The following is a 20,979-nucleotide window of genomic DNA, read 5'->3' on the forward strand; positions in this document are numbered from 1 at the left end:
TGAATAGCAGAAAGGGGCAGATTCGGATGAGAAAAAATCAATTGGGCGGTTCGGAATTATACGTAGGGGAGATTGGACTTGGCTGCATGTCGCTGGGCACGGATGAAGAGAAGGCTATTTCCCTTGTTCATGAAGCCCTGGAACGTGGAGTTACTTTGCTGGATACAGCCGATCTGTATGACAGCGGCCGGAACGAAGAACTTGTTGGCAAGGCCATCCGCGGACGCCGTGAGCAGGTGGTGCTGGCGACCAAGGTCGGCAACCGGAGAATAGCCGGACAGGAGGGCTGGGCTTGGGATCCGTCGAAGGATTATATTTTATCCGCGGTGAAAGACAGCCTTAGACGGCTGGGAACCGACTACATCGATCTGTACCAGCTGCACGGAGGGACGATCGAGGATCCGATTGACGAGACAATCGAAGCGTTCGAGCAATTGAAGCGGGAGGGCGTAATCCGGGAATACGGCATTTCGTCTATCCGTCCGAATGTCATTCGGGAGTATGTTTCGCGGTCTTCCATCGTTAGCGTTATGAATCAATATAGCATCGTGGATCGTCGCGCAGAGGAAACGGTGCTTCCGCTATTGGAGGAAAAGGGTCTTAGCCTGATCGCGCGCGGGCCTGTTGCGAGCGGCGCGCTTGCGGCAAACCGCCAGCCGGCCAAAGGCGTGCCGGACTATGAGCTCGATGAGCTGCTTGAGCTTCGCGGTCAACTAGAGCAATTGACATCGGAGGGGCGGAGTCTCTCGCAGCTTGCGATTCGTTATTCTCTCAGCCATCCGGCAGTAGCCGTGGCGATTCCGGGAGCAAGCTCCCGCGAGCAGCTTCTGCAAAATATCTCTGCCGCGGATATTCCGCCATTGACGGACGAAGAAGTACAGCTTATTCGCCGCTTAAGCAAAGCTGGCGTGTACAAGGTTCACCGCTAACACCTATCCCAAAGTCCGGAGGTTGTCAGGCGCAATGGAAAATGCGAACAAGTACAGGTTGAATGACAAAGAGATCGAAACGATCGTACGGGAAGCTTTTGGACAGGTTTATAGTTCGGCAAGCGAACTTACGGACGGCTGGGCAAACATGGCTTACTCGATTGTGCTGGGGGATGGACGGAAGACCGTCCTGAAGATTGCACCTTCCGCGGATAAGCTGGTCATGCGTTACGAGAGGAATATGATGCGGACGGAAGTAGAAGCCATGCGCCTCGTTGCGAATACGCCAGGACTGCCTGTTCCGCGCGTCTATGCGTACGATGCTGCTTGTGCGATCATACCGGCGGAGTATTTTTTCATGGAATATGTAGAAGGAACAGCCATGAATAAAATAAGGGACTCTCTCTCTCTGGAAGAGCGGGAGAACATCGCACGCGAGCTTGGCGGCTACAGCCGTTCCATTAATGCCTATAAGAACAGCTTCTTTGGCTCGCTTCAGCCGGAGGGCCGCAGGAAGGATAACTGGGCGGAAGCGTTTGAGGGCATGATGGCGGATGTGCTGGCCGATGGCAAGGATGCAGGCGTCGAGCTGCCGGTGTCCTATGCGCAGATTGAGAAGGAAGTGCTTCGCTACAGGGAGCTGTTGGGTGTGGTTAAGGAAGCTTCGCTTATCCATTGGGATTTGTGGGACGGCAACGTGTTTGTCCATGAAGGCAGAATCTCCGGGCTGATCGACTTCGAGCGTGCCTTTTGGGGCGATCCGCTTAGCGAGTTCTATTTCGGACGTTTCGCGAAGAATACGTTGAGCGCGTTCTGCGGGGGATACGGCATCGACGGCTTAACCGAGTCCGAGCAGCGAAGACGCGTGTTGTACGATTTCTATCTCGATCTCATCATGGTCATTGAATGCACCTACCGCAAATACGAAAGCAAGGATCATATCAAGTGGGCTTACGAGAATTTCGCAGAGGGTTATAAGCAGCTGCAAAGCCTGTGAAAAAGCAAAGCTGATGACGGTTATCGAGCCGCCATCAGCTTTTTTTAGAGCTTCTTCATGACCTCGAATATGCGAAGATCGTTAATCGTCTGAATGACCATCGCCGAGTCGGGCATTTGGAATTTTCGCAGAATGGAATTAATCTGTTTCTTTATCGTTTCGTATTCGACGCAGCGTTCCTCCGCGATTTGCTTCCGTTTCTTGCCCTCGCATAACAGCCTTAGAACCTGCAGCTCGCTTGGCGTAAGATCGGAAATGATCTGAATAATATTGATCAGGCTGTTCTCGGCTCGTTTCACGCGCGCAAATTCCTCGCGGATTTTCTCGGCAATCATCGGGCGGATGGGAGAGGCATTCATGTAGGCTGCGCGGACAGCGTCCAGAACCTCGATGTCGGCTGCGTTTTTCAATAAATAATCGGTAATGCCGGTTTGGAAAGCTGCAAAAATGAAATTCTCATCCTTGTGAACGGTGAGGACGATAATTTTCATGCGCGGGTATTTCTCGTTGATTAATTTTGCTGCTTGAATACCCGCATATTGGGATTCCATCTCGATATCCATGAGAATGACATCGGGTTGGTGCAGGCCGGCCTGGAGGAGCGCATCATGTCCAGAGGAAGCACGCGCCACGCATATAAATTCATCATGCCCTGCGAAGGTTCTCTCCAGCCTTCGAAGATGGGCTTCCATGTCATCGGCGATGAGAATACGGATGGTTTGTTGTGTCATGGTACAAAAATCCCCTTTCATCTGCTTCTCTATCTAAATGCTCGGCAAGAACACCGTAAAGGTTGTTCCCGCCTCTTTTTTGCTGTCTACTACAATTTTGCCGTCATGTCCCAGGATAATTTTATGGCAATAGGACAAGCCGATTCCCCAGTTGTTTACCGAAGCTTTCGTGGTGAAGAAAGGATCAAAGATCGTCTCTAAATGCTCGTCCGCGATGCCGGGACCGTTATCTGAAATCCGGATAAGCGCCCAGCCGTTCTGCTGGCTGCTTTCGATAGCGATATGGCCGTCCTCCCGGAATTGCAAGGATTCGCTGGCATTAAGAAGCAGATTATAAATGGCTTCGCTCAAATGGTTCGAATCTATATAGCAAATGGCTGGCGACAAACTTGGCGAAGACTCCACCTTGCAGCGGACATTCAGCTCGGATAGCCGGGCAACCGCTTGTTGTACCGGCAGGTCGATAGACATCGGCTGCAGATTCAAGTTTATATTTTTTAATTTTTCAGCGGCGTCGTTGATGCTGTTTAACGCAGCATGAGAAGATTCGAGGATCAAATCAAGGCTATATGAGGATTCGTGATCAGCCTGATGGCGCTCTTTTAGATAAGCCGCTTCAGATTGAATACCGATCAAGTGATTCTTCAGGGCATGGGTAAAAGCTCGCGTACCGAGAGTGGCCGTATCAATGCTTTTGTTGATTTGGATATCGCGATTTTTGCGGTAATTCTCTATCGAATTAAACTTATAGACCAGATAGATCATCAAGAATAGAATCAAATAAATCGCATACGGAAACACCGGAAGAAGAATGGATTGATAGCTTAACGGCGGCTGCAAATAGTTATAATACCCTTTCAAATAGGTGGCTCTCACCAGTACTTTCGGGGCCCATGAGAAAAGAAACAGATGGATGACGACAAGCGGAATAAAGAGCAGGACATGATATAAGGTTAAATTTTTAATGAACCTAATTTTCGGATAATTCAAATAATAATTGAGCAGCAAGCCAAACGCAACAAAAAGTATGAGGTAGCGAAAGCCTTTTAAGACGGTTTCTATCATGTTAAACACTAGCGGATGATGAATTTCATTACTTAAAGAGATTTGAATGGAAGGATCAAAGTAGACGGTTTGAATCGCAAAATAGAATAGGATGCTCGCGTAGCCGATTCTCTGACTCTTCGGGCCAAGGCTATGCGTAAAGGCTATGGCGAAGCCTAGCAATGAGCAGTAGAAGAGTCCGACGCCGATATTCAGAATACGGATAAGCCAGTTCGGATTGAATTGGGTTAATACAAGATAGTTCCAGGTTCCTGGACTGAAGTCAAAGAAGCTATGAATGACATTAAAGTAATAATTGAATTTACTAAGGTACAAGGTGAACGAGATGAAAGAAAGCACCCAACCGATAATAATTCCGTACATGAAGCGGGTCGAGGCGTGATTTAGCTTTTTATACGTAAACAAAATCGTGAAGATGAGCAGTAAGAGTGTAATGAACAGCAAAAAAGTCACTTCCTTCTCTTCGTGCAAAGTGGGGGTATAAAACATTCATCTATCGGCCAGCCCGGCATTTACGTAATATTCAAATTAAGAAAACGCACACAAATCATATCAAAAAAAGGGTGAGTGTCAATGAGGAAAAGTTTAAAGCTTGCCGTAACGGGCTCATTATTGATGGGGTTGCTGGCCGGCTGCGGTTCTAACGGGCAGACTGCAAACAATAACAGCACAGCTTCATCTGCGCAGGATAAGACGGAGGTCGTTCACTTGAAGGCCACGGTCCTCCAGGATGATTTGGAAACGTTCAAGGCCGCTTACGCGGAGTTCAGCAAGGAAAATCCTAATATTCAAGTCGAATTCGCAACTATACCGCAAGCGCAATATTACGAAAAGCTTCGCATGCAGCTCTCCTCCGGGGACAATATCGATTTGTTCGGCGGCAACATGGACGTATTCCTGGACACGGGCATTCTGGAGCCGCTCGATGACTATATCAAGCAAGAAAACGTCGACGTCTCCGGTTATGGTCCGCTATACGACTCCTTGAAAGTAAACGGCAAAGTATACGGACTTCCCTACCGGAAATCCAACTGGATGCTGTACTACAACAAAACGCTATTCGATCAGGCGGGCGTAGCCTATCCGAAAGACGACATGACCTGGAGCGAATTCCGCGAACTGGCCAAACAAATGACCAAAGGCGAAGGGGCGAATAAAATTTACGGCGCGTTCCTGCAGCCTTGGGCGCAAACCTGGTATATGCAGGGCGTTCAGACCGGCGCTTCCATTATCGACAAGGATCTAACGCCGTTTAAGGAAGGGCTGCAATTCCGGATGGATCTGGAAAAGGACGGCTCCATTATGGGCTGGGCGGAGCAAATTTCGACCTCGGCTCATTACAACTCCGCCTTCCAGAAAGGCAATGTTGCGATGAACCTGATCGGGGACTGGCATGTCGCTCAGCTTAGACAAGCCGAGGCGGAGAAAAAGATAGACTTCGATTGGGATGTTGTGCCTATCCCGCATCCGGATGGCGTAGCTGCCAATACAAGCCTGGCTACTCCGGTATCTCTGATGGTAAATAAAGATTCCAAGCATAAAGAAGAGGCCTTTAAAGTGGTTCAATTCATGAGCGGCGCGAAAGGCGCAGAGCAGTTTGCGGCTAAGGGCTTCCTCACCGGCTACATGAATGACGATATTCGCAAGATCTATATTGGCGATGGCAGCTTGAAGCCCAAAAACATTCACTACTTCGTCGAGCAAAAGGAATATCCGGAATATCCGCTGCTGCCGGGCGTAAAAAACATTCTTGTGCAAGGCGTGTACTTGCAAGAAGGGGAGCTGGCCTTAACGGGTGCTCAATCGGCCGAACAGGCCATCGACAAGATTGGCCAGCGCATAGCCTCCGAATGGGCTGATAAATACGCCGACGATTACAAAGCCGGAAAATAAGGAACGCACAGAGCAGAGAGGGCGGGCTTTGCTTGAAGAGCAAAGCCCGGCTGCTTCAAATGAGGTGAGGAAATGTCAAGTAAGTCGCTAAGGCGTAATCGTTTGACAGGGTATACGTTTTTACTTCCCAACATTCTGGGATTCTTAATCTTTATCTGCTTTCCGGTCTGTGCATCCTTCCTGATAAGCTTTACCGAATGGAACGGATTCGGCGAAATCCAATTTACCGGATTATCAAACTATACGCGCCTCTGGAGCGATGACACGTTTCGGATTTCCTTGATTAACAGCTTGGTTATGACGGCGGTCTCCGTACCCGTTACGTTGATGCTCGCTATCTTGGCAGCAGTCGCCCTTAACAGAGGGATAAAAGGCGTTAAGTTGTTTAGAACGGCCATTTTCCTGCCTCACATTACAGCAACCATTGCCGTAGCCGTCGTATGGCAGCTGCTCTATAACCCGACCATGGGACCGATAAACGGATTACTGAGAAGCCTCGGCATTGCTAATCCTCCCGCCTGGCTTGCGTCAACGCAATGGGCGCTCATATCCGTCATTATCGTCAGTATCTGGCACTCCATTGGTTATTACATGGTCTTGTATTTGGCGGGCCTGCAAGGAATTCCGAAGGATCTCTATGAAGCGGCGGAAATTGACGGCGCGGGCAAGGTATCCCAATTCCGCAATATTACCCTGCCGATGCTGTCGCCGGTTATTTTCTTCACGGTTATCATGGGCATTATCAATTCGTTTAAGGTATTCGACCTGGTTTATGTTTTGACCAAGGGAGGACCGGGCCGCTCAACGCATATGCTTGTATACGATATTTACGATACAGCCTTCAAGCGTTACGAATATGGCTATGCCTCTGCCATGGCCTATGTCCTATTTGCGATCATCCTCGTCATTACGCTGATTCAATTTAGAGGCCAAAAACGATGGGTGAATTATTCCTAACGGATATAGCGGGTTAGAGAGGGGAGAAGCAAGCAATGAGTACGCGAGTAGAAGCAAGTCAGACAATGATCGCAATAGCAAGGCGTCAGCAATTTGGACAATGGTTTAGAAAAACAGCGCTGTACGCAGTTGTCACTGCCGTAGCCCTGTCGATGGTCGTTCCTTTCCTGTGGATGCTGTCCGCTTCAGTGAAATCGGAATCGGAAATATTCAGTTTTCCGATTCAGTGGATTCCAAGCCATTTTTTCTGGTCGAATTACAGCAAGGTATGGACAGAGCTTCCGTTTTTCACCTATTACCTCAACACGATAAAAATCGCCGTGCTAACCACGTTGCTGCAGATCATAACATGCTCGACGGCTGCGTATGCCTTTGCCAAAGTGAAGTTTCCGGAACGCGATAAGCTGTTCTTCTTATATGTAGCAACGATGATGGTGCCTTATCAAGTCATGATGATTCCCCAATTTGTGTTAATCAAGAAAATCGGACTGATGGATTCGCACTGGTCGCTCATTCTGCTCGGAGCTTTTAGCCCGTTTGGCGTCTTTCTGTTCAGACAGTTTTTTATGTCCATTCCGGAAGAACTCTCGGAGGCGGCCAGAATCGATGGACTAAGCGAATTTGGGGTGTATGCGCGTATTATCCTGCCGCTTATTCGTCCGGCGATTGCCAGCTTGACTATCTTTACCTTTATGCATTCCTGGAACGACTTTCTGGGTCCGTTAATCTACTTGAATTCGGACAGCCTGTTTACCCTTCAGCTTGGCATGCAGCATTTCCAATCCGAACATGCGACGGAGTATGGACCTTTAATGGCGGCAGCCGTGTGCGCGATTATACCGACTATAGTTATTTACTTTTTGGCCCAGGACCACTTTGTAGAGGGCATTTCCGCTGGCGCGGTTAAAGGGTGAACATCAGATGAAGCCAAACATCATTTATATATTTGCAGATCAATGGCGCAAGCAGGCTGCCGGGTTTGTGGGCGAAGATCAGGTGTTTACGCCGAATATCGACCGGTTCGCGCAGGAGAGTCTGGTATTCAACCATGCGCTTTCTTGTACGCCGCTTTGCTCCCCTCACCGCGCAGCGCTTATGACAGGCAGGTATCCGCAATCCAATGGCGTGTATACGAACTGCAAGAACGGGGCGGACGTCATGCTGAGTCCGGATGAGCTCTGTATCGGCGATGTTTTGAAGGAAGCGGGGTATCAGACCGGATATATCGGCAAATGGCATTTGGATCTGCCCGAGCAGAACGAATGCCCGGAGCCGGAATCCGGTGCTCGGGAGTGGGATGCTTATACCCCGCCGGGGCCGAAACGGCACGGCTTTGATTTCTGGTATTCCTACGGTGCGTACGATCATCACATGAGGCCGCATTATTGGAAGGACACGCCGGAGATGATTCAAGTGGAGCAGTGGTCTCTGGAGCATGAAACGGATGTGGCGCTGGACTTTATCCGGACAAAAGGACGCGAGGTTAACAAGGATCCGTTTGCGTTGTTTGTCTCTTGGAATCCGCCGCATAGTCCATTTGAGCTTGTACCTGAGCGATACAAAGACATATACAACGGACGGGAGCTGAATTTACGGCCGAATATCAGCCCGGATCAGCTAGCCGCCCATACGGGAGAGCCGTTTGAGAGCGGGATTAATGCGCTGCTCCGGTATACGCGTGATTATTTCGCGGCGATAACCGGAATGGACGAGCAATTTGGCCGCATCTGGCGGGAGGTGCAGGAGCTGGGGCTATCGGAGAACACGTTAATCGTGCTTTCTTCCGATCACGGGGAGCTCATGGGTTCGCATGGCTTGATGGCGAAGCATTCGTGGCATGAAGAATCCATCGGCATCCCTTGTTTGATGAGCTGGAGAGGCACGATCAAGCAGGGCAGCACGGATGTGCTTTTTAATAGCGTCGATATCATGCCTACGCTGCTTGGGCTAGCCGGAATTCCCGTTCCTGCCTCTGCCCAAGGGCTGAATGTATCGGGCGATATTCTCGGAACCAGCCATACGGATATTTCATCGGTGTTTCTTTGTGCCTTCCCTGGGAGAAAAGATGCAATCGAGAGCTACTCCGCCTTGGGGTTGGATAACCGGAAATACGGATGGCGGGGCATTCGAACAAGAAAGTACACGTATGTCGTTCATAAAGGGTACACGCCAGGCTCCGAAGTGCAGCGCATCTGGTATGACCTGGAGAAAGACCCGTACCAGCTTCATCCCGTTAGGATGAAGGAGCGGCCGCAAACGGGGCTGCTGTTGGCGTTGGAAGAGGAGCTGCAAGGCTGGTTAGACGTCACGCAGGATCCGTTTGAACTGGTATAAGGGCCATGACCAATTAGCCTTAAAGGGCAGGGAGGATACGGCAATGTGGCGTGAAGCGATTGAAGATGCAGTCGGCAAGGTTCGGCGGAATTTGGAAATGCATGAAGGAGCTTTTCCGCATATTACGAACGAAAAGCGCTATGAATGGTCCGGGAATGTGGATTGGATTGAAGGATTTCATACCGGGCTGACTTGGCTAAGCTATGAATATAGCCGGGATGTCTTTTTCAAAGAGCAGGCTAAGCGGCAGATTGCCGACTTTAAGAAGCGTTTGGATGCGAAAATAAGCATCGAGCATCACGATATCGGGTTTTTGTTTGGATTATCGGCACTTGCCGGATGGTTTGTAGAGAGGGACGGCAGCTATCAAGTGCTTTCGCTTAAGGCGGCCGATCATTTACTCGGCCGATGGCGTGAGCAAGGAGGCTTTTTGCAAGCATGGGGACCGGAAAACGACGAGCTTAACGGCGGCCGGATCATTATCGACTGCTTAATGAACCTGCCCTTGTTATATTGGGCTTCGGAAGTGATGGGAGAGCCGCGATATGCGGAGGTTGCCCGTAAGCAGGCCGAGCTTTCCAGAAGATATCTGGTGCGCGGTGACGATTCCTCCTACCATACCTTTTATTTCGATAGAGAAACCGGGGAGCCGCTTGGCGGCGGCACCCATCAAGGGTATACGGATGGTTCAACCTGGACGCGCGGTCAGGCATGGGGCATATACGGATTCGCGCTTTCCTACCGGTATACCAAGGATGCTGCATTCCTCAGGACGGCAAAACGGTTATTGAGCTACTTTCTTGAGCATTTGCCTGAAGATCATGTCGCCTACTGGGATTTCAATGCCCCGATTACGGCCGATACAAGCCGCGACAGCTCGGCGTCGGCCATAACGGCCTGCGGGATGCTGGAGCTGCTGGAGCTGCTGCCTGTAGATGATGCCGACCGCGGCTGGATCAAGCAGGGGCTGGATCAAACGATGCGCTCCCTCGTGAGCAAGTATGCTACGATTGGCGAAGAGGCGGAGGGCTTGCTGAAGCATGGCTCTTATCATGTCCGGGGAAATAATGGTCTGGATGACTATATGATCTGGGGAGATTATTATTACTTGGAAGCATTAATGCGATTGGAACGCGGCATACCGGGTTATTGGTATGAGCGGGATAAAAAATAATGCGTTTAAATTAGCTGATGATGGTCAAAGGCCTCCATCAGCTTTTTTTCGCGTGATTTTAGAAGATACGGGTGTGGGCACAGAGATTTAATTGTAAAATATGGGTAATGATATCACTGCCAGAAGGAGGTACTCGATTGCTTATCCGCCAGCTCCAACAAAACGATCAAGATCGTGTTATTCCTATCTTTCAAGAGTACCCCCTGCAATTTCCGCCTTTCGTTATTGCTAGATATCCCGTAAGGTGGGCGAACTATTTCGCCTCTTCTCCTTCTAGCAGCAGAAGCGATTATTTTGTTGCGGAGGATAAGAGTCAGGTCACCGGACACTCAGGTTATATTTTTAATGACGAGGTTGGTCTTTACGAAATTGTTGGCGTTGTTGTTAAAGAGAGTGCGGCACGGAAAGGTATTGGCCGGGCACTGCTAAGCGAAATCTGCGATAGACTGAGAGAGCTCGGAGAGAAGCAGGTGATTTTGTATACGCTTGGTCATCGGGGAAATCAAGGAACGATTGATTTTTACCGGAGTATCGGGTTTGATCTGGCTAATGAGGAGAAAAACTTTTTTGCCGAGGGGTATGACCGAGTTGCTTTTACAACAATGTTAATTTAGGAGGCCATTGATCATGGAGCATCTATATAACAATTACCGGTTTAGCGATGATAAGTCCTTGCTTGATTTGAATACGATTCAGGCCTTTCTGGCGAATAGTTATTGGGCAAACCAGCGGACAAGGGAGACGATTGAAAAATCGATCCAGAACTCCACATGCTACGGAATTTATTGCGAAGGCAGGCAAGTAGGCTTTGCCCGGGTCATAACGGATTGGGCTACCGTCTATTATTTGGCTGATGTTTATATAGATGAAGAACATCGGGGCCATGGCTTAGGCAAGGAGCTTGTGGGGTGGATCGTGCAGCAATACGAAGGACTGTCGGGACTGCTGGGTACGCTGGATGCCCATGGATTATATGAGCAGTTCGGCTTTAAGCGTAATGCGGAGCGGTTTATGGTAAGGAGGCCGGGAACCTAGCCATTCATTTACTTGTAAAAAAGAACGCTCCTGCTATTGAGGAGCGTTCTTAACTTCTATTTACTTCTTATCCGAGCTCAGGTCGAGCCAAGCCATCTCTTCGCGGGTCAGCTTGATGCGCGAGCCTTCGTCGCAGGAGCGGAGCTCCTCGAGCGATTGGGCGCCGATGAGGGCACAGGTCGGGAATGCTTGGTTCAGCACGTATGCGAGCGCGATCTGGATTTGCGTGACGTTCTTTTGCTCGGCCAGCTGCTTCGCGCGCTCATAACGCTCCCAGTTGTCGTCGCTGTAGAAGACGCGGACCAGATCGGCATTGCTGCGATCCTCCGGCGTGAAGCGGCCCGTAAAGAAGCCGCGAGCCTGGGAAGACCAGGAGAACAGCGGAAGCTGGTTGGCTTCATGCCAGGCAAGAGTCTCGTCGTCGACGGATACGCAGCCTGCCCAGAACGGCTCGTTAGCTTTGGCCAGGCTGAGGTTAGGGCTGCTGAACGAGAAGCCGACAAGCCCTTTTTCCGCCGCGTAGTCATTCGCCTCTTGAATGCGCTGCCAAGTCCAGTTGGATACGCCGATCGTTTGCACCGCGCCCGATTTGATATGCTCGTTAAGAATCTCGATCACTTCGCCTGCAGGGACGTTGGGATCATCGCGGTGCAGACCGTACATGTCGATCGTATCGACTTGGAGGCGCTCAAGGCTGGTCATCAGGTCGCTGCGGATCGCTTCGCGGCTGACGCGCGGGCCGTTATGGTCATGATGGGCACCTTTGGTCAAGATCACCCATTGATCGCGGTTGCCTCGCTCCTTCAGGTAACGGCCGATCACTTCCTCGCTTTGTCCGCCGCAGTAAATATGAGCGGAATCAAAACAGTTGCCGCCAATAGCGAAGTAGGCGTCCATGTTGGCAGCAGCTTTTTCATAAGAGTCATGGTAGAAATAGTCCGTCCCTTTCATCAAGCGGGATACCGGTTTGTCCAATCCTTGCAGCTTTAAGAATTCCATAGTTAGCAGCCTCCTCAGAGATTATTATTTTACAACACTGGGACTCTCGCGTGTTCACGGGCAGATAACAGACAAGCATCAATAACCTTCATATTGCGGATGGCATCGGATGTCGGGAATTCCAGAGGAATACCATTTGTAATGGAACGCGCAATGGAATCCGCTTGCGCCGTATACGAATTCACGTACGGTACCTCAATCTGGCGGCGCTCACCGTTTGCGTTCAGGTAGATCTGGCTGCTTTCCGCCGTTGGCGTAACAAACGCGGACGGAACTTCGATAATACCGTCTGTTCCAAGAATCTCCAGCGGATTGCGGAATGCCGCCCACATGCCGCAGTCGAAGGTAAGCGATACGTTGCCGTCAAATTCAATCAGGCCGGAGGCCATCATATCGACATCGTCATGCTCCGGCGAGAAGAGGGCGTTAACCGTAACCGCTTCCGGTTCTTTATCCAAGAGCAGACGCGCAACGTTAATCGGGTAACAGCCTACGTCATAGATGGAGCCGCCACCCCAAGCCTTGCGGAAGCGGACATTCTTGGAGTCGTTCGGGTTGTTGAAAGTAAACGCGCTTCGGATTCCGCGAATCTGACCGATTGCACCGGAAGCAATCAGCTCTTTAATCTGTTGATAGCGCGGATGATAGCGATACATAAACGCCTCGGACAGAAGAACGCCTGCTTTGTCGGCTGCTTCGGCCATCTCTGCCGCTTCGTGTGCGTTCAGAGCGAGAGGCTTCTCGCACAAAATATGCTTGCCTGCTTCGGCTGCGCGAATGGCCCATTCCTTATGTAGATGGTTCGGCAGCGGGATATAAATAACGTCAATCGAGCTGTCGGCAAGAAGCGCCTCGTAGCTGTCATAGGCAGTAGGAATGTTCAACTCTTCAGCCGTTTGTCTGGCTTTCTCTCCGTCGCGGCTCGCGATTGCGGCCACTTCGTTCGAATCGGATAAATGAAGGCCTGGAATTACCGCGTTTTTTGCAATATTAGCGCATCCCAGAATGCCCCATCTAAGCTTTTTGCTCATGCTTCACCCTCGCTTCGTTTGAATGATTTATGACTATATTGCGATTATAGGAGAAGATAATTAAAATTAAAATGATATTATTTTGTATACCATTAGAACAATATTGTCATAAAGAGGTGCCTGCTATGAAACGCCAAAGCCATCTGCTTACGCTTCCGAATATGCCGTATTTTTGCATGCCTGAATCGGTTGGCCATTATCGGTTTGACCACGAGCATAGCGTTTACCGGGAGGCGGGCGCTTTGAACAATTTCAACATCCATTATTGTGTTTCCGGCAAAGGCTACGCGGAGATTGACGGCGTTGTTCATGAGCTTCGGGGAGGGGAAGCCGTGCTGTATTTTCCGCTGCAGAAGCAGCGCTATTACAGCAGTCAAGATGAGCCGTGGGACGTGCGATGGATTCATTTCTACGGGGGTACGGGCCTTCGGGATTATTTGATCGAGCAGGGCTTTCATAAAAGTCCGCTATGGAAGCTCAGGCAGCCCCAGATTTGGGAGCAGGCGCATGAAGAGCTGTTATGCGAAGCGGAGACTCACCGGATGCTGCGGCCAGCCCAGTTATCTATGCTCATCTATATGCTGTTGACGGTTTTTGTTGAGCACGCGTCTGCCCTGCAAGGGAACAAGACGGGGACTTCAAGCGAGCGGATTATGGAGCTGCTTCCGCTTATGCAGCAGGATGCGGTGAAGCCTTTTATCCTGGAGGAGTGGGCAGAGCGGGTGGGAGTGTCGCCTTATTACTTCTGCAAGCTGTTCCGGAACGCCACGCGTATGACGCCCATGGATTTTATTACCCGCTGCCGCTTGCAGGCGGCAAAGCAATGGCTGCTCGAGCGGAAGGACGATAACATCGGCCAGATTGCGGAGGAGGCGGGTTATCCGAGCGTAAGCTACTTCAACAAACGGTTTATGGAGCATGAAGGGATGACGCCAACGGCATACCGGAGATTGTACGGGGTATAAAACAACGCCGGTAACCTGGCTAGGGTTACCGGCGTTATTCATTAGCCTTTCGGCATTTTGCTCTCATCCATGTACAGCAGATTCCAGCGGTGACCGTCCAGGTCGGCAAAGCCCGCGCCGTACATCCAGCCGTCCGATTCGCTAGGCTTGCCGAAGATGCTGCCGCCGGCAAACTCTACTTTTTGAATAAATTCATCAACTTCTTCTCTGCTGTTAACGCCAAGCGAGAACAACACCTCTGCATATTGGGAGGTATCGGCAACTTTCGCTCCAGAAAATTTCTCAAGCGCCGCATCGGGGAATAGCAGGAACGTGGTCTGGCCGATCGTAAGCTTGGCCCTTTCGCTGCCTACGTTAGTTGCTTGGAATCCGATTTGATTAAAAAAGGCAGTTGATTTCCGAACATCCTTGACCGGCAGGTTAATCCAAATCTCCTGTGACATGGCTCTAGCCTCCTGGAATATATTTATCTAGTCCTACTATACTCTAGTTCTTGCGGCAAAAGCGAATTCTATGTGGGGCAAGAGCTACATTGGATTTCATACAGCGTAGGGAACGTTTTTGTCCGGTCTCTCATGCTAGATTGGATTGAGTACAGCATAATGCGCTCATTTGGACGCTCGCGGCGTTTTCAGGTCCTTTTTACTGGCCCCATAAGAGAATCATTTTTTTAAAAACTTCTCAAGCGGTATGACATTTTATGTCATACCGCTTGTTTTATAATGGGCACATTACAACGAAACGAGGTCATGAACAATGTCAAAAACAAAACGAGGACGCGTATTGTGGAACCTTCCATCCCGAGGCAGAGGGACTTGTCCCGTATGCAGCAGAACAAGAATCAAGCTTTTGTATACGCAGACGACATCGGAAGGGAAAACGCTGAAAGTCTGCAAACGGTGCATAAATGCCGCACAAGAGAGAGTGGACGCAGCAATCTCTTAGAAAATTTAATTGCAGTCCATCTCTAGAAAATGATGTAATAAATAGAAACGACTAAGGAAGGCTGTGTGAGGATGAGCAATATGCATCGCATTGGATGGTTCGATCAACAAGTACGTGCGGGACATTATCCGAATAGCAGCCTTCTAGCTAAACAATTCGAGATTTCCAAGAGACAAGCGGCCAGGGATATTGAGTATATGGAAATGTCACTTCGCGCTCCGCTCAAATATGTGGCGAAGTATCGGGGCTATTGCTACGAGGATGAGGCGTTTGTTCTGCCGCATCTGTATTTGTCGGAAGAAGAGCAAAAAATATTGAAATATCTTGCGCTTCGATACCGTCACTACAATTATGATAACGCCGAGTCCGTAAAGCGCGTGGCCGATCTGCTAAGCAGGTTTGAGGCTTCCGATCATTCGGACGGAATCAGGCTTCCCATATTTGATGCCAATCCGAGGACTATTCAAGCCATGGAGCTGCTTTCCCAGGCTATAGCGGGCAAAAAATCCGTTCACCTGCTCTATAAGGATGAAGAAGGCGAACGTCACTTGCTTGTTGTCCCAGTCCGCTTCGTATCCCGTTATCATGCGGATTATGTTGCCGTGTATAACGGAGCGGATGAACGTCAGGTTCTTCTTAGACTGGACGGAATCCTGCAGATTTCCATTGCGGATGGGGCATCCGAGTGCGAGCCCAAGAGGAATGAATTCGACTGCTTGGAACATGGCAGCAAGCCAGCCCGCGCTCCGTATATGGCGAAGATTAGACTTAGCTCCCCTTTGAGCGGCAATAGCTGGAGGGGGTTTACCATACATGCGCAAGAAGAGCTTATCTATACCATTGCTTTTTATGATACGGACAGCTTTCTTCAGCATTTGCTTATTACCGAATGGGAAGAGCTGATTGCTCCGAGATGGCTTAAAAGTAAGCTGCAAAATAAGTGTGAGCAGATCGCACAGCGATTAGGCACAACGACGGAATTTAGTTAGGGGGAGGGCTATGCCAAGCGTACAATTGGGGCTGAACATGAAACGGGAATCCAAATCTTATATCGATAGTCTCTATGCCGTCCTAACTGCAGCCGGATTGTTTGAGGGCCCTAAATATCGGCTCTCGGGACTTACCGGAATGGCCTTCAAATTTACGGTCCATGAAAGACTGCTGCCTTTGTCCGTGTCAGCGTATGGGCAATGGATAAACGAGCATAAGCCGGGTATGGACAACCTTGGTGTTTATACGGTGTATGATTGCGGACGGACGAGACATCCGACCTTCCGCCATTACCAGCAGGATGCCGTTGAGTGGGTGAAGGATAGTCTTGATAAAGGGGCAGGGGTTATTTATTGGATTCCGGAGTTTGGAGTTATTGACGGCTATGATGACGAGGACCGGGTGTTTTTCGTGAAAGATGGCTGGTCGGATGAACCGCATGTTGTCCTGTATGACAATTTGGGTCTTAATTTTACGGAGTTCTGGTATTGTCAGGCGGTTGGCGGGAAGGTGGATATTGCAAGAGAGCTGATGATTCTTGAATCGCTGCGGCTTGCTATTTATGACTGGGACACTCCTTATAAAACACTGCCCAATACAGATATTGCATCCGGCAAGCTAGCGTATGACTTCTTGATCCAGTCTCTTCGGCAAGGAGACTATGATGAGGGCGGCGCCGTCTATATCCTTGATTCCTATTGCTATTCAAGAGAGGAAATTCTTTCTTATTTGCAAGAGGCGCAAGGACTTTGGCCTGAAATAGATGAAGCTATACGGCTCTATAAGCAGCTAAATGAGCTGCTCCCGCTGATTCGAAATGCCATTATCCATAACAAGGACTCCAGACAAATAGATCGCAATCAATTGGATGCCTTAATTGGCCATATAACGGAAGCAAAGCAGCTAGAGGATCAAGCGGTTAACGAATTCCGCCCAATATCCGACCGTTGCCCGGATCCGAAAAGGTCCATCATTCCCAGGTGGGGCATTCATACCCCTAAATGATTTACATGACGAGAGGTGAGCAGCGATGGTTATCCTCGCAGACTTGAAAATGACAGTGGATTCGGAATCTTATATTGATGCTATGCATGCTGTTCTTCATCATAAAGGTTGGATAAATGGCTCAAAAGCGATGTTGGCCGGCATGACCTCAATGGCTTTCCGTTTTACCGTAAACCGGCGTTTAACGGAGGAAGCTCCGACAGCTTACAATTGGGTAGCCGAGAATTTTCTCGCAGCGGACTTTATAGGAATTGGTTCTTCGCAAAATGCGGGTTTTAGCTTTGATGCTACATTACCGCTCTATAGGGAAGCGGCTGTATTCCAGATTAAAAAAGCAATAGACAGTGGAATAGGGGCCGTCATTTGGAGGAATCAATTTGTTGTGGTTGCTGGCTATGATGATGCGGAGCAATCCCTTATTCTCTCGAACGGAAGCGATGAAGTGGAATATATGCTGTATAACTCTTTCGGCAGTCCGATCTCGCCTTATTGGTATTACCAGATCTTCGAGAACAGGATTGCGTTAGACCATATGGAAATATGCAGGGAATCGCTGATGCAGGCGGTATACCGCTGGGAAACCCATAATCCGCTCCTGCCCGAGACGGAGTATGCCTGCGGCCGAGAAGCTTATGCGGCAATAGTATCAGCACTGCAAAGCGGAGACTATGATCATGAGGGATGGCAGGCAACATTGCGATCCTATACGGCTTCCAAGAGGGATATTCGCGACTATTTTACCGTGTTGGAAACCTATTGGCCTTCGCTTCTAGCCGCATCGGTTCAGTATGACTACGTGGCGGAGGCTTTCGGTGAGCTGGAAGGTTTAGCGCGGAATGACGGCCTAACAGAACCGATGATCTCCAAGCTTATACAGGCGGCTCAAGCCGAGGAGAAGGCAGTTGAGGAGATAAAGGCATTTATGCGGGAAACACTCGATATTCGAGAAGGCGATATTGCCTTGAGATAAACAAAAAAGACTTAAGCAGATAAATCTGCTTAAGTCTTTTTTGTTTGTTTTTTTATAAAAACGAGTTAACGAAGTGAAAAGATTTAAAAGGCTTCCGCTTGTATGATTTGTCTATCGGCTCAATCATCTCACAAATCGAGAGGGGATAGACAGAAATGAAAAAAGTGTTATCGATCCTGATGTTAACCGCATTAATCGTGGTGCTTGCCGCTTGCGGCGCGAACGGCAGCAGTAACAAAGGCGGCAACAGCAGTAACAATGGCGGCGAGAAAGCAACAAATAACGCGTCGGCCGGAAACAGCACGGAAAGCACAAATACGGGTGCCTCCGCCGAAAAAGGCAAAATCGGCATCTCCATGCCGACGAAATCGTCGGAGCGCTGGGTAGGCGACGGCGCCAACATGAAGAAAGAATTCGAAGCGCTTGGTTACACGGTAGACCTTCAATATGCGGAGGATGTGATCGAGAACCAGGTTTCCCAAATCGAGAACATGATCACGAAGGGCGCTAAGGTGCTTGTTATTGCGGCAATCGACGGCGAGTCCCTGACGGACGTGCTGCAAAAAGCGGCGGACCAGAACATTCAAGTAATCGCATATGACCGCCTGATCAAAAATACCGAGCATGTCAGCTACTACGCAACCTTCGACAACTTCAAAGTAGGCGTGCTGCAAGCCTCCTACCTCGAAGATAAGCTTGGCCTGAAGGACGGCAAAGGACCGTTTAACATCGAGCTGTTCGCCGGTTCCCCGGACGATAACAATGCTTACTTCTTCTTTGACGGCGCGATGTCCGTTCTCCAGCCTTACATCGACAGCGGCAAGCTGGTCGTGAAGAGCGGCCAGACGAAAATGGAGCAGGTTGCAACGCTCCGCTGGGATGGCGCAACCGCGCAATCCCGGATGGATAACCTGCTGAGCGCGAATTACGCTACCGACACGGTAAACGCGGTATTGTCGCCGTATGACGGCATCAGTATCGGCATTATCTCCTCCCTGAAGGGTGTAGGCTACGGCACGGCGGATAAGCCGATGCCAATCATTACGGGCCAGGACGCCGAGGTTGCTTCGGTGAAATCCATCATTGCCGGCGAGCAAACTTCCACGATCTTCAAAGATACTCGTGAGCTGGCGAAGGTAGCGGTTAGCATGGCTCAAGCGGTAATCGAAGGCAAAGAAGCGCAAGTGAACGACACGAAAACTTACAACAACGGCGTGAAGGTGGTTCCTTCCTTCCTGCTGGAGCCGGTATCGGTAGACAGCGCCAACTACAAGCAGGTTCTGGTCGATTCGGGCTACTACACCGAAGATGAACTGAAATAATCGTATTGAAGCATTGCGGCAGCCAAATGATTTAGCGACGGCCTCAAAGCCGTTGCTAAATCATTTTCCGTATTCCTTATCCAACTGAAGGCGTGGTGATAGCTTTGACTGATATCCTGCTCGAAATGCGGGGAATCACCAAAACCTTTCCGGGCGTAAAGGCGCTGGAGAACGTTAATTTAAAGGTAAAAGAAGGCGAAATACACGCGCTTATGGGAGAGAACGGCGCGGGCAAATCGACGCTGATGAAGGTACTCTCCGGCGTATATCCGTTTGGATCCTATGAAGGCGACATTTTATTCAAGGGCAAAGCCTGCGAATTTAAAGATATCGGAAGCAGCGAGCAGCTTGGCATCGTCATCATCCACCAAGAGCTTGCGCTTATTCCGCAGCTGTCCGTGGCTGAGAATATTTTCTTAGGCAACGAGCAGGCAAGCCGCGGCATTATCAACTGGAACGAGACGGTTGTGAAGACCCGGGAATTGCTCCAAACGGTAGGCTTGTCCGAATCCCCGAACACGCCTGCAGGGACGATGGGGGTAGGCAAGCAGCAGCTTGTGGAGATTGCGAAAGCTTTATCGAAGGAAGTAAAGCTGCTTATCCTGGACGAACCAACCGCAGCGCTAAACGAAGAGGACAGCGAGAATCTGCTGAATCTGATGCTGGCGTTCAAGGAACAGGGTCTGACGTCCATTATCATCTCCCACAAGCTTAACGAAATTATGAAGGTGGCCGATTCGATTACGATTCTGCGCGACGGCCAGACGATCGAGACGCTGCGGGTCCGGGAGGATCAAATTACAGAGGACCGGATTATAAAAGGGATGGTTGGACGCGATCTGACGCATCGTTATCCGGAGCGGGAGCCGCATATCGGAGATATCCTGTTCGAGGTCAAAGACTGGAACGTCTATCATCCGCAGCAATCGGACCGGAAAGTGATCGACGAGGTCAGCTTCCATATTAACCGCGGCGAAATTGTTGGCATTGCGGGGCTAATGGGGGCAGGACGGACGGAGCTTGCGATGAGTATTTTCGGTCAGTCCTACGGGAAAAAAATCAGCGGCCAGCTGTTCAAGGAAGGCCGGGAAATCCGGCTGCCCGATATCAGCAAAGCGATCGACGAGGGCATTGCTTACGTAACCGAGGACCGCAAGGAATACGGGCTTATCCTGATGGACGATATCAAACGCAATACAACGCTTGCCAACCTATGGGGCATTTCCAAATGGTTTGTGGTGGACGATTACAAAGAGATAACCGAGGCGGAAGGCTTCCGCAAGAAGCTGAACATCAAGACGCCAAGCGTCCATCAGAAAACCGGCAACCTGAGCGGAGGGAACCAACAGAAGGTCGTGCTGAGCAAGTGGATTTTTACCGGTCCGGACCTCCTTATTCTCGATGAACCAACCCGGGGCATCGACGTAGGGGCGAAATACGAGATTTACACCATTATCAATCAGCTGGCTGAGCAAGGGAAAGGCATTCTGATGATCTCCTCGGAGCTGCCGGAGCTGCTCGGGATGTGCGACCGGATTTACGTCATGAACGAAGGGCGTTTTACCGGGGAAGTGCCAAGAGCCGAAGCCAGTCAGGAAACGCTTATGAAGTATATGACGAAAAGCAGGAGGTAGGAC

Annotated in this window: 21 protein-coding genes; 16 read left to right on the plus strand and 5 right to left on the minus strand. The window is 49.9% G+C overall.

Annotation, left to right across the window (positions count from 1 at the left end; translation table 11 throughout):
- The first annotated feature begins 26 nt into the window (after positions 1 to 26).
- Together WFJ73_RS25565 and WFJ73_RS25570 are read left to right on the plus strand one after the other, a co-directional pair.
- A complete protein-coding gene (locus tag WFJ73_RS25565; protein ID WP_336775771.1) occupies positions 27 to 929 on the plus strand; it encodes an aldo/keto reductase in 903 nt (300 codons plus the stop codon).
- Positions 930 to 963: 34 nt separating this feature from the next.
- Positions 964 to 1,926, plus strand: coding sequence for a phosphotransferase family protein (locus tag WFJ73_RS25570; protein ID WP_336775772.1), 963 nt, complete (start codon positions 964 to 966; stop codon positions 1,924 to 1,926).
- A gap of 44 nt (positions 1,927 to 1,970) precedes the next feature.
- Here WFJ73_RS25570 and WFJ73_RS25575 read toward each other — a convergent pair whose 3' ends face one another.
- Together WFJ73_RS25575 and WFJ73_RS25580 are read right to left on the minus strand one after the other, a co-directional pair.
- Positions 1,971 to 2,657 (minus strand): response regulator transcription factor, encoded by a 687-nt coding sequence (locus tag WFJ73_RS25575; protein ID WP_336775773.1) that lies wholly within the window; start codon positions 2,655 to 2,657, stop codon positions 1,971 to 1,973.
- 33 nt (positions 2,658 to 2,690) lie between these two features.
- A complete protein-coding gene (locus WFJ73_RS25580; protein ID WP_336775774.1) occupies positions 2,691 to 4,166 on the minus strand; it encodes a sensor histidine kinase in 1,476 nt (491 codons plus the stop codon).
- A 129-nt stretch (positions 4,167 to 4,295) separates the two neighbouring features.
- Between WFJ73_RS25580 and WFJ73_RS25585 the strand changes: the two genes are divergently transcribed.
- The 7 genes from WFJ73_RS25585 (at position 4,296) to WFJ73_RS25615 (ending at position 11,115) form a co-directional block, all read left to right on the plus strand.
- Positions 4,296 to 5,615, plus strand: a complete 1,320-nt coding sequence (locus tag WFJ73_RS25585; protein ID WP_336775775.1) for an ABC transporter substrate-binding protein — start codon at positions 4,296 to 4,298, stop codon at positions 5,613 to 5,615.
- Positions 5,616 to 5,687: 72 nt separating this feature from the next.
- The gene (locus tag WFJ73_RS25590; RefSeq protein ID WP_336775776.1) at positions 5,688 to 6,572 is read left to right on the plus strand and encodes a carbohydrate ABC transporter permease; all 885 of its coding nucleotides are present in this window, start codon (positions 5,688 to 5,690) and stop codon (positions 6,570 to 6,572) included.
- 35 nt (positions 6,573 to 6,607) lie between these two features.
- Complete coding sequence (locus WFJ73_RS25595) at positions 6,608 to 7,486, plus strand: carbohydrate ABC transporter permease (RefSeq protein WP_336775777.1); 879 nt, start codon at positions 6,608 to 6,610, stop codon at positions 7,484 to 7,486.
- A 7-nt stretch (positions 7,487 to 7,493) separates the two neighbouring features.
- Positions 7,494 to 8,906: a sulfatase family protein gene (locus tag WFJ73_RS25600; RefSeq protein WP_336775778.1), complete on the plus strand. Its 1,413-nt coding sequence runs from the start codon at positions 7,494 to 7,496 to the stop codon at positions 8,904 to 8,906.
- 43 nt (positions 8,907 to 8,949) lie between these two features.
- On the plus strand, positions 8,950 to 10,080 hold the full coding sequence (locus WFJ73_RS25605) for a glycoside hydrolase family 88 protein (RefSeq protein WP_336775779.1): 1,131 nt from the start codon (positions 8,950 to 8,952) through the stop codon (positions 10,078 to 10,080).
- A gap of 137 nt (positions 10,081 to 10,217) precedes the next feature.
- Positions 10,218 to 10,694, plus strand: coding sequence for a GNAT family N-acetyltransferase (locus WFJ73_RS25610; protein WP_336775780.1), 477 nt, complete (start codon positions 10,218 to 10,220; stop codon positions 10,692 to 10,694).
- 13 nt (positions 10,695 to 10,707) lie between these two features.
- Positions 10,708 to 11,115, plus strand: coding sequence for a GNAT family N-acetyltransferase (locus WFJ73_RS25615; RefSeq protein WP_336775781.1), 408 nt, complete (start codon positions 10,708 to 10,710; stop codon positions 11,113 to 11,115).
- 60 nt (positions 11,116 to 11,175) lie between these two features.
- Here WFJ73_RS25615 and WFJ73_RS25620 read toward each other — a convergent pair whose 3' ends face one another.
- Both WFJ73_RS25620 and WFJ73_RS25625 read right to left on the minus strand, forming a co-directional pair.
- A complete protein-coding gene (locus tag WFJ73_RS25620; RefSeq protein ID WP_336775782.1) occupies positions 11,176 to 12,114 on the minus strand; it encodes an aldo/keto reductase in 939 nt (312 codons plus the stop codon).
- 29 nt (positions 12,115 to 12,143) lie between these two features.
- Positions 12,144 to 13,145 carry a Gfo/Idh/MocA family protein gene (locus WFJ73_RS25625; RefSeq protein ID WP_336775783.1) on the minus strand — a complete coding sequence of 334 codons (1,002 nt, stop codon included), beginning with the start codon at positions 13,143 to 13,145 and terminating at the stop codon, positions 12,144 to 12,146.
- Between the two features lie 125 nt (positions 13,146 to 13,270).
- Between WFJ73_RS25625 and WFJ73_RS25630 the strand changes: the two genes are divergently transcribed.
- Positions 13,271 to 14,110: a helix-turn-helix transcriptional regulator gene (locus WFJ73_RS25630; protein ID WP_336775784.1), complete on the plus strand. Its 840-nt coding sequence runs from the start codon at positions 13,271 to 13,273 to the stop codon at positions 14,108 to 14,110.
- A gap of 41 nt (positions 14,111 to 14,151) precedes the next feature.
- Here WFJ73_RS25630 and WFJ73_RS25635 read toward each other — a convergent pair whose 3' ends face one another.
- Positions 14,152 to 14,553 (minus strand): VOC family protein, encoded by a 402-nt coding sequence (locus WFJ73_RS25635; RefSeq protein WP_336775785.1) that lies wholly within the window; start codon positions 14,551 to 14,553, stop codon positions 14,152 to 14,154.
- A gap of 313 nt (positions 14,554 to 14,866) precedes the next feature.
- Between WFJ73_RS25635 and WFJ73_RS25640 the strand changes: the two genes are divergently transcribed.
- From WFJ73_RS25640 to mmsA, 6 genes are all read left to right on the plus strand, one after another.
- Positions 14,867 to 15,055, plus strand: a complete 189-nt coding sequence (locus WFJ73_RS25640) for a hypothetical protein (RefSeq protein WP_336775786.1) — start codon at positions 14,867 to 14,869, stop codon at positions 15,053 to 15,055.
- A gap of 71 nt (positions 15,056 to 15,126) precedes the next feature.
- Positions 15,127 to 16,044 carry a helix-turn-helix transcriptional regulator gene (locus WFJ73_RS25645; protein ID WP_336775787.1) on the plus strand — a complete coding sequence of 306 codons (918 nt, stop codon included), beginning with the start codon at positions 15,127 to 15,129 and terminating at the stop codon, positions 16,042 to 16,044.
- A 10-nt stretch (positions 16,045 to 16,054) separates the two neighbouring features.
- Positions 16,055 to 17,050, plus strand: a complete 996-nt coding sequence (locus WFJ73_RS25650; protein ID WP_336775788.1) for a hypothetical protein — start codon at positions 16,055 to 16,057, stop codon at positions 17,048 to 17,050.
- A 25-nt stretch (positions 17,051 to 17,075) separates the two neighbouring features.
- Entirely contained in the window at positions 17,076 to 18,020 is a 945-nt protein-coding gene (locus tag WFJ73_RS25655) for a hypothetical protein (protein WP_336775789.1), read from the plus strand.
- A 155-nt stretch (positions 18,021 to 18,175) separates the two neighbouring features.
- On the plus strand, positions 18,176 to 19,342 hold the full coding sequence (gene chvE / locus WFJ73_RS25660) for a multiple monosaccharide ABC transporter substrate-binding protein (protein ID WP_336775790.1): 1,167 nt from the start codon (positions 18,176 to 18,178) through the stop codon (positions 19,340 to 19,342).
- Between the two features lie 104 nt (positions 19,343 to 19,446).
- Complete coding sequence (mmsA, locus tag WFJ73_RS25665) at positions 19,447 to 20,976, plus strand: multiple monosaccharide ABC transporter ATP-binding protein (RefSeq protein WP_336775791.1); 1,530 nt, start codon at positions 19,447 to 19,449, stop codon at positions 20,974 to 20,976.
- The last annotated feature ends 3 nt before the right edge of the window (positions 20,977 to 20,979 follow it).

Origin of the sequence: Paenibacillus sp. MMO-58 (assembly GCF_037146255.1) — a bacterium.
Classification (GTDB): Bacteria; Bacillota; Bacilli; order Paenibacillales; family Paenibacillaceae; genus Pristimantibacillus.